The following is a 6,398-nucleotide window of genomic DNA, read 5'->3' as shown; positions in this document are numbered from 1 at the left end:
CTGTGTCGGGGCGGGGGAGCGCGAGGGGGCAGCCGCCCGCCTCGCGTGGAATCGAATGCCCCGGAAGCCTTGCTGTGCAAGGCTTCCGGGGAGCGGAGCAAGGACTTTTGCGCCGCTGTGCGGCGCGAAAGTAACGGCATTTTTGAAGGCTGTCGAAAAAGTCCCTGGACTTTTTCGACAGCCTGGCCGGGGCCGTCTCACCGAGACGGCCCCGGTTCTTTTCGATCCGCCCCGGACCACCGCCCCTTTCCTTGACAGAAGGGGCAAATTAGAGATAAAATAATACAATGTAAAACTGTGTAATGCGAGGAGAAAGTAATGGCCAAAGCCAGCAAAACCTACGGCAACGAGTCCATTTCCGCCCTCAAGGGCGCCGACCGGGTGCGCAAGCGCCCGGCTGTCATCTTCGGCTCCGACGGGCTGGAGGGCTGCGAGCACGCCGTATTTGAAATTTTGTCCAACGCCATCGACGAGGCCCGTGAGGGCCACGGCAGCGTTATCACCGTCACCCGGTACGAGGACAGGTCCATTGAGGTGGAGGACTTCGGCCGGGGCTGTCCCGTGGACTGGAACGAGAAGGAGCAGAAGTACAACTGGGAGCTGGTGTTCTGCGAGCTGTACGCCGGCGGCAAGTACAACAACAACGACGGCGACAACTACGAGTACTCCCTGGGCCTCAATGGCCTGGGCTCCTGCGCCACCCAGTACGCCAGCGAGTACTTCGACGCGGTCATCCACCGGGACGGCTTTGAGTACACCCTCCACTTTGAGAAGGGCGAGAACGTGGGCGGCCTGAAAAAGGAGCCCTGGAGCGGGAAAAAGACCGGCTCCAAGTTCCGCTGGAAGCCGGACCTGGAGGTCTTTACCGACATCAGCATCCCGGTAGAGTACTACCTGGACGTAATGAAGCGGCAGGCGGTGGTCAACGCGGGGGTTACCTTCCGGTTCCGCAACCAGGTGGGGGGCAAGTTCGAGACCACCGAGTTTAAGTACGACAACGGCATTGAGGACTATGTAAAGGAGCTCGCCGGGGAGAATCCCCTGACCCAGCCTGTGTTCTGGCAGGCCGAGCGCAGGGGCCGGGACCGGGACGACAAGCCGGAGTACAAGGTGAAGCTGTCCGTGTCCTTCTGCTTCTCCAACGCGGTGCAGATCATCAAGCACTACCACAACTCCTCCTGGCTGGAGCACGGCGGCAGCCCGGAGAAGGCCATGCGCTCCGCCTTTGTCTCCGCCATCGACGGCTACCTGAAGGCCCAGGGCAAGTACCAGAAGAGCGAGAGCAAGATCACCTGGAACGACATTCAGGACTGCCTTATCCTGGTGAGCAACAACTTCTCCACCCAGACCTCCTATGAGAACCAGACCAAAAAGGCCATCAACAACAAGTTTGTCCAGGAGGCCATGACGGAGTTTCTCAAGAGCCAGATGGAGGTCTACTTCATCGAAAACCCCTTTGACGCCCAGAAGATCGGCGAACAGGTGCTCATCAACAAGCGGGCCAGGGAGAACGCGGAGAAGGCCCGGCTCAACATCAAGAAGAAGCTGACCGGCAGCATGGATATCTCCAACCGGGTGCAGAAGTTTGTGGACTGCCGCACCAGGGACACCGAGCGCCGGGAGCTCTACATCGTGGAGGGCGACTCGGCTATGGGCGCGGTCAAGCTCAGCCGGGACGCCGAGTTCCAGGGCATCATGCCCGTCCGGGGCAAAATCCTCAACTGCCTCAAGGCTGACTACGCCAAGATCTTCAAGAGCGAGATCATCACCGACCTCTTGAAGGTGCTGGGCTGCGGCGTGGAGGTCAACGACAGACACGCCAAGGACATGGCCACCTTTGACCTGATGAACCTGCGGTGGAACAAGGTGGTCATCTGTACCGATGCCGACGTGGACGGCTTCCAGATCCGCACCCTCATTCTCACCATGCTCTACCGCCTCACCCCCACCCTCATCCAGCGGGGGTATGTGTATATCGCTGAGTCCCCCCTCTACGAGATCAACTGTAGGGAAAAGACCTGGTTCGCCTACTCCGACAAGGAGAAGAACGACATTGTGGCCTCCCTGGAGGGAAAAAAGTTCACCGTCCAGCGGTCCAAGGGCCTGGGCGAGAACGAGCCGGACATGATGTGGCTCACCACCATGAACCCGGAGACCCGCCGCCTTATCAAGGTCATGCCCGAGGATGTGGAGCGCACCGCCCAGGTCTTCGACCTGCTCCTGGGGGACAATCTCCAGGGCAGAAAGGACCACATTGCGAGCGAGGGGTACAAGTACCTGGAGCTGGCGGATATTTCGTAAGAGGAAAGCGTATCATGTATTCTTTTGCGGCTGTTTTGCTGGCGCTTTTGGTTGCCAGGGGCGGATGGGGCCTGCTGAAAAGGACCCGGCTGCCCCGGGCCGCCAGACTGCTGACGGCCCTGCTCATCGGCGGGGCGGCCGCGGCGCTGCTCTACTGGGGGATGCTCTATCTCTCAATTCTGGCATTTCAAATAAACGACCCTGTTACCTGGTAAGAATGAAGTGAAGGACGGATATCATTGCCTAAGAAAAAGGCCCCCGCGGAGGGGGCGAAGCACAAAAATAACCCCAACGTCATGGGCCTGCGGCCCGAGGTGCTGGAGCAGCCCATCACCCAGACGCTGGAGATCAACTACATGCCCTACGCCATGAGCGTCATCGTCTCCCGTGCCATCCCGGAGATTGACGGCTTCAAGCCCAGCCACCGGAAGCTGCTGTACACCATGTACCAGATGAAGCTGCTGGGGGGCGGGCGCACCAAGAGCGCCAACGTGGTGGGCCAGACCATGAAATTGAATCCCCACGGCGACGCCGCCATCTACGACACCATGGTCCGCCTCTCCCGGGGCTACGGGGCCCTGCTCCACCCCCTGGTGGACTCCAAGGGCAACTTCGGTAAGGTCTACTCCCGGGACATGGCCTGGGCCGCCAGCCGATACACCGAGGTGCGGCTGGACGGCATCTGCACCGAGCTGTTCCGGGACATCGACCAGGACACGGTGGACTTTGTGGACAACTACGACGGCACCATGAAAGAGCCCACCCTGCTGCCCACCACCTTCCCCAACGTGCTGGTGAGCGCCAACCAGGGCATCGCCGTGGGCATGGCCTCCAACCTGTGCGGCTTCAACTTGGGCGAGGTGTGCGACGCCACGGTGGAGTACCTGAAGCACCCAGACTGCGACCTGACGGCGGTGCTCAAGGCCCCCGACTTCCCCACCGGCGGCGAGCTGCTCTACGATGCCGCCGAAATCGCCCAGATCTACAACACCGGCCGGGGCTCCTTCAAGGTCCGGGCCCGGTGGCGCTACCTGAAGGGCGAGAACCTCATCGAAATTTACGAGATTCCCTACTCCACCACCGTGGAGGCCATCATGGACAAGGTGGCCGAGCTCATCAAGGCGGGCAAGGTGAAGGAAATCGCCGACATGCGGGACGAGACCGACCTGACCGGCCTGAAGCTGACCATCGACCTGAAGCGGGGCGCAGACCCGGACAAGCTGATGCAGAAGCTGTTCCGCGCCACCCCCCTGATGGACTCCTTTGCCTGCAATTTCAATATCCTCATCGCCGGCATGCCCCGGGTCATGGGCGTGCGGGAGATCCTGGAGGAGTGGACGGCCTGGCGGATGGAGGGCGTGCGCCGGCGGACTTATTTCGTCATGAAGAAGAAGCAGGAGAAGCTGCACCTCCTCAAGGGCCTGAAGAAAATCCTGCTGGACATCGACCGGGCCATCAAGATCATCCGGGAGACCGAGGAGGACGCCGAGGTGGTGCCCAACCTGATGATCGGCTTCGGCATCGACAATATCCAGGCCGAGTACGTGGCCGACATCAAGCTGCGCAACATCAACAAGGAGTATATCCTCAAGCGGATTGAGGAAACCTCTACACTGGAGGAGGAGATTGCCGACCTTCAGGATATCGTCAGCAACCCGGGCCGCATCAAGAAGATCATCATCGCCGAGCTGGGCGCCGTGAAGAAGAAGTACGCCCAGCCCCGCCGCACCGAGATCATCTACGAGCACCAGCGCCTGTCCGAGCCCGAGCCGGAGGAGGAGATCCCCGACTACCCGGTCACCGCTTTCCTCTCCCGTGAGGGGTACTTCAAAAAAATTACCCCCGCTTCTCTGCGCATGAACAGCGAGCAGAAGTACAAGGAGGGGGACGGGGCGTGGCTCCAGTGGGAGTGCACCAACCGGGACGAGCTGCTGGTCTTTACCGACAGGCAGCAGTGCTACAAGACCCGCATGAGCGACTTCGACGACGCCAAGGCCTCCGTGCTGGGCGACTATCTGCCCACCAAGCTGGAGATGGAGGCGGGGGAGAGCGTGGTGTGGGCCTGCGTCCCCGGGGACTACTCGGGCAACCTGCTCTTCTTCTTCCGCAACGGCAAGGCCGCCCGTGTGGAGCTGTCCGCCTACCAGACCCAGACCCGCCGGCGGAAGCTGACCGGCGCCTACTCCGACAAGTCCCCCCTGGCTGCCGCTCTGCTGCTGCGGGAGGACCTGGAGCTGGCGGTCATCTCCACCGAGGGCCGCTGCCTCATCTTCCACACCGCCCTTCTGGCTCCCAAGGCCACCCGCACCACCCAGGGCGTCAACGTGATGACCCTCAAGCCCAAGCATGCTGTGGAGCGTGTGGAGCCGGTGGAGGGCAGTCCCATTGTCAACACCGCCCGATACCGGGCCCGCAGCCTGCCCGTGGCCGGCGCCCTCCTGAAGGGAGAGGACCGGGGCGAGGAGCAGATGAGCCTGCTCTGAGCCGGGAAACAAGACGGCATCAACCCAGCCGGGCGCGGACAGCTTCCCGGCGCCCGTGAGAGGTATGTATGAAACCAAAATCCAAAGCGTTCAACCTGGTATGGTCCTATTTCATGATCACCCTGGCCTCGGCCATCTACGCCGTGGGCTTCAACTGGTTCTACGTGCCCAACGACATTGCCTTCGGCGGCATCACCGGCGTGGGCCAGATCATCAACGCCATTCTGCCCTGGGCCCCCATCGGCACAGTGGTCATCATCCTCAATATCCCCCTGTTCATCCTGGGCTGGCGGCTGCTGGGAGGACACCTGCTGCTGTCCTCCCTGTACGCCATGGCGGTGTCCTCCGTGTTCATCGACATCGTCAACGGCATCTGGACCTTTGAGGCCATGGACTCCATGCTGGCCTGCGTCTTCGGCGGCGTGTTTATGGGGGCCTCCCTGGGCATGGTGTTCCAGCAGGGCGCCACCACCGGCGGCACCGACCTCATCGCCCGGCTGCTCAAGCTGAAAATCACCTGGCTGCCCATGGGCAAGCTGCTCATCGCCACCGATATGGTGGTCATCGTGGCCAGCGCCATCGCCTTCGGCAGCGTGTACAGCGCCCTCTACGGCGTGGTGGCCCTGTATATCGCCGGTATCGTCATGGACCGGATGCTCTACGGCCTGGACAGCGCCAAGGTGGCCTATATCATCAGCGACCGCTTCAAGGAGATTGCCGACGTCCTGGTCAACGACCTGGACCGGGGCGTCACCATCCTCCAGGGCCAGGGCGGCTACTCCGGCGCGGAGAAGAAGGTGCTCATGTGCGCCTTCAAGCAGCGGCAGATTGTGTCCATCAAGAAGATGGTCAAGGAGCTGGACCCCTCCGCCTTCATCATCGTGTGCGACGCCCACGAGGTGCTGGGAGACGGCTTCCGGGAGTACCGGCAGAACGAATTGTAAGGAGCGTGCGCGTTCCGGGCCCCGTCCCGGACGCATAAAATAGAGAGAGGAGCGTTACATATGGCAGACATCGAAAAACTGCGCAGGAATCTGGAGGACAACGGCTTTGCCACCAGCTATTTTGAGACCGCAGAGGAGGCCGCCCGCTATCTGGACGGCAAGCTGGACGGCAAGACCATCGGCATCGGCGGCACCATGACCGCCCAGCAGATGGGGCTCGACAAGCTGCTGCCCTCCCACAATACGGTCCACTGGCACTGGCTGGGCGGCACCGCCCAGGACGCCGCCCAGGCTCAGGTGTATATCAGCTCGGTCAACGGCCTGGCCGAGACCGGCGAGATTATCAACATCGACGGCACCGGAAACCGGGTGGTGGGCACCATCTGCGGCCATGAGGCGCTCTACCTGCTGGTGGGCGTGAACAAGATTGCCCCCGACTACGACCAGGCCCTCTGGCGGGCCCGGAACATCGCCGCCCCCAAAAACGCCCGGCGCCTGGGCCGCAAGACCCCCTGCGCCGAGAAGGGCGACCGCTGCTACAACTGCTCCAGCCCCGAGCGTATCTGCCGGGCCCTCACCGTGCTGTGGAAAAAGCCGGGCGGCATCCCCTACGCCGAGGTGATCCTCATCAACCAGGAGCTGGGGCTGTAAGGCGCTGCAATTCTGAATC

General features: G+C 61.9%; 5 protein-coding genes. All 5 read left to right on the top strand.

The genetic code is table 11. The annotated features are described in order from the left end of the window. The first annotated feature begins 318 nt into the window (after positions 1-318). The 5 genes from QZY67_RS06615 (at position 319) to QZY67_RS06595 (ending at position 6,379) form a co-directional block, all read left to right on the top strand. Positions 319-2,301: a toprim domain-containing protein gene (locus tag QZY67_RS06615; protein ID WP_295369249.1), complete on the top strand. Its 1,983-nt coding sequence runs from the start codon at positions 319-321 to the stop codon at positions 2,299-2,301. A 14-nt stretch (positions 2,302-2,315) separates the two neighbouring features. Beyond that, positions 2,316-2,516, top strand: coding sequence for a hypothetical protein (locus QZY67_RS06610; protein ID WP_295369247.1), 201 nt, complete (start codon positions 2,316-2,318; stop codon positions 2,514-2,516). A gap of 24 nt (positions 2,517-2,540) precedes the next feature. Continuing rightward, a complete protein-coding gene (locus QZY67_RS06605; protein WP_295369246.1) occupies positions 2,541-4,784 on the top strand; it encodes a DNA topoisomerase (ATP-hydrolyzing) subunit A in 2,244 nt (747 codons plus the stop codon). Positions 4,785-4,852: 68 nt separating this feature from the next. Then, the gene (locus QZY67_RS06600) at positions 4,853-5,728 is read left to right on the top strand and encodes a YitT family protein (protein WP_295369245.1); all 876 of its coding nucleotides are present in this window, start codon (positions 4,853-4,855) and stop codon (positions 5,726-5,728) included. 60 nt (positions 5,729-5,788) lie between these two features. Further along, the gene (locus QZY67_RS06595; RefSeq protein ID WP_295369244.1) at positions 5,789-6,379 is read left to right on the top strand and encodes a lactate utilization protein; all 591 of its coding nucleotides are present in this window, start codon (positions 5,789-5,791) and stop codon (positions 6,377-6,379) included. Positions 6,380-6,398 lie beyond the last annotated feature (19 nt).

Origin of the sequence: uncultured Pseudoflavonifractor sp. (genome assembly GCA_904419835.1) — a bacterium.
Classification (GTDB): domain Bacteria; phylum Bacillota; class Clostridia; order Oscillospirales; family Oscillospiraceae; genus Pseudoflavonifractor.
This window is presented reverse-complemented; position numbering and strand designations above follow the sequence as displayed.

Bases quoted from the DNA above. Each gene is read 5' to 3' on its own strand.
- QZY67_RS06615 (WP_295369249.1), top strand. From the start codon at position 319: ATGGCCAAAGCCAGCAAAACCTACGGCAACGAGTCCATTTCCGCCCTC.
- QZY67_RS06610 (WP_295369247.1), top strand. From the start codon at position 2,316: ATGTATTCTTTTGCGGCTGTTTTGCTGGCGCTTTTGGTTGCCAGGGGC.
- QZY67_RS06600 (WP_295369245.1), top strand. From the start codon at position 4,853: ATGAAACCAAAATCCAAAGCGTTCAACCTGGTATGGTCCTATTTCATG.
- QZY67_RS06595 (WP_295369244.1), top strand. From the start codon at position 5,789: ATGGCAGACATCGAAAAACTGCGCAGGAATCTGGAGGACAACGGCTTT.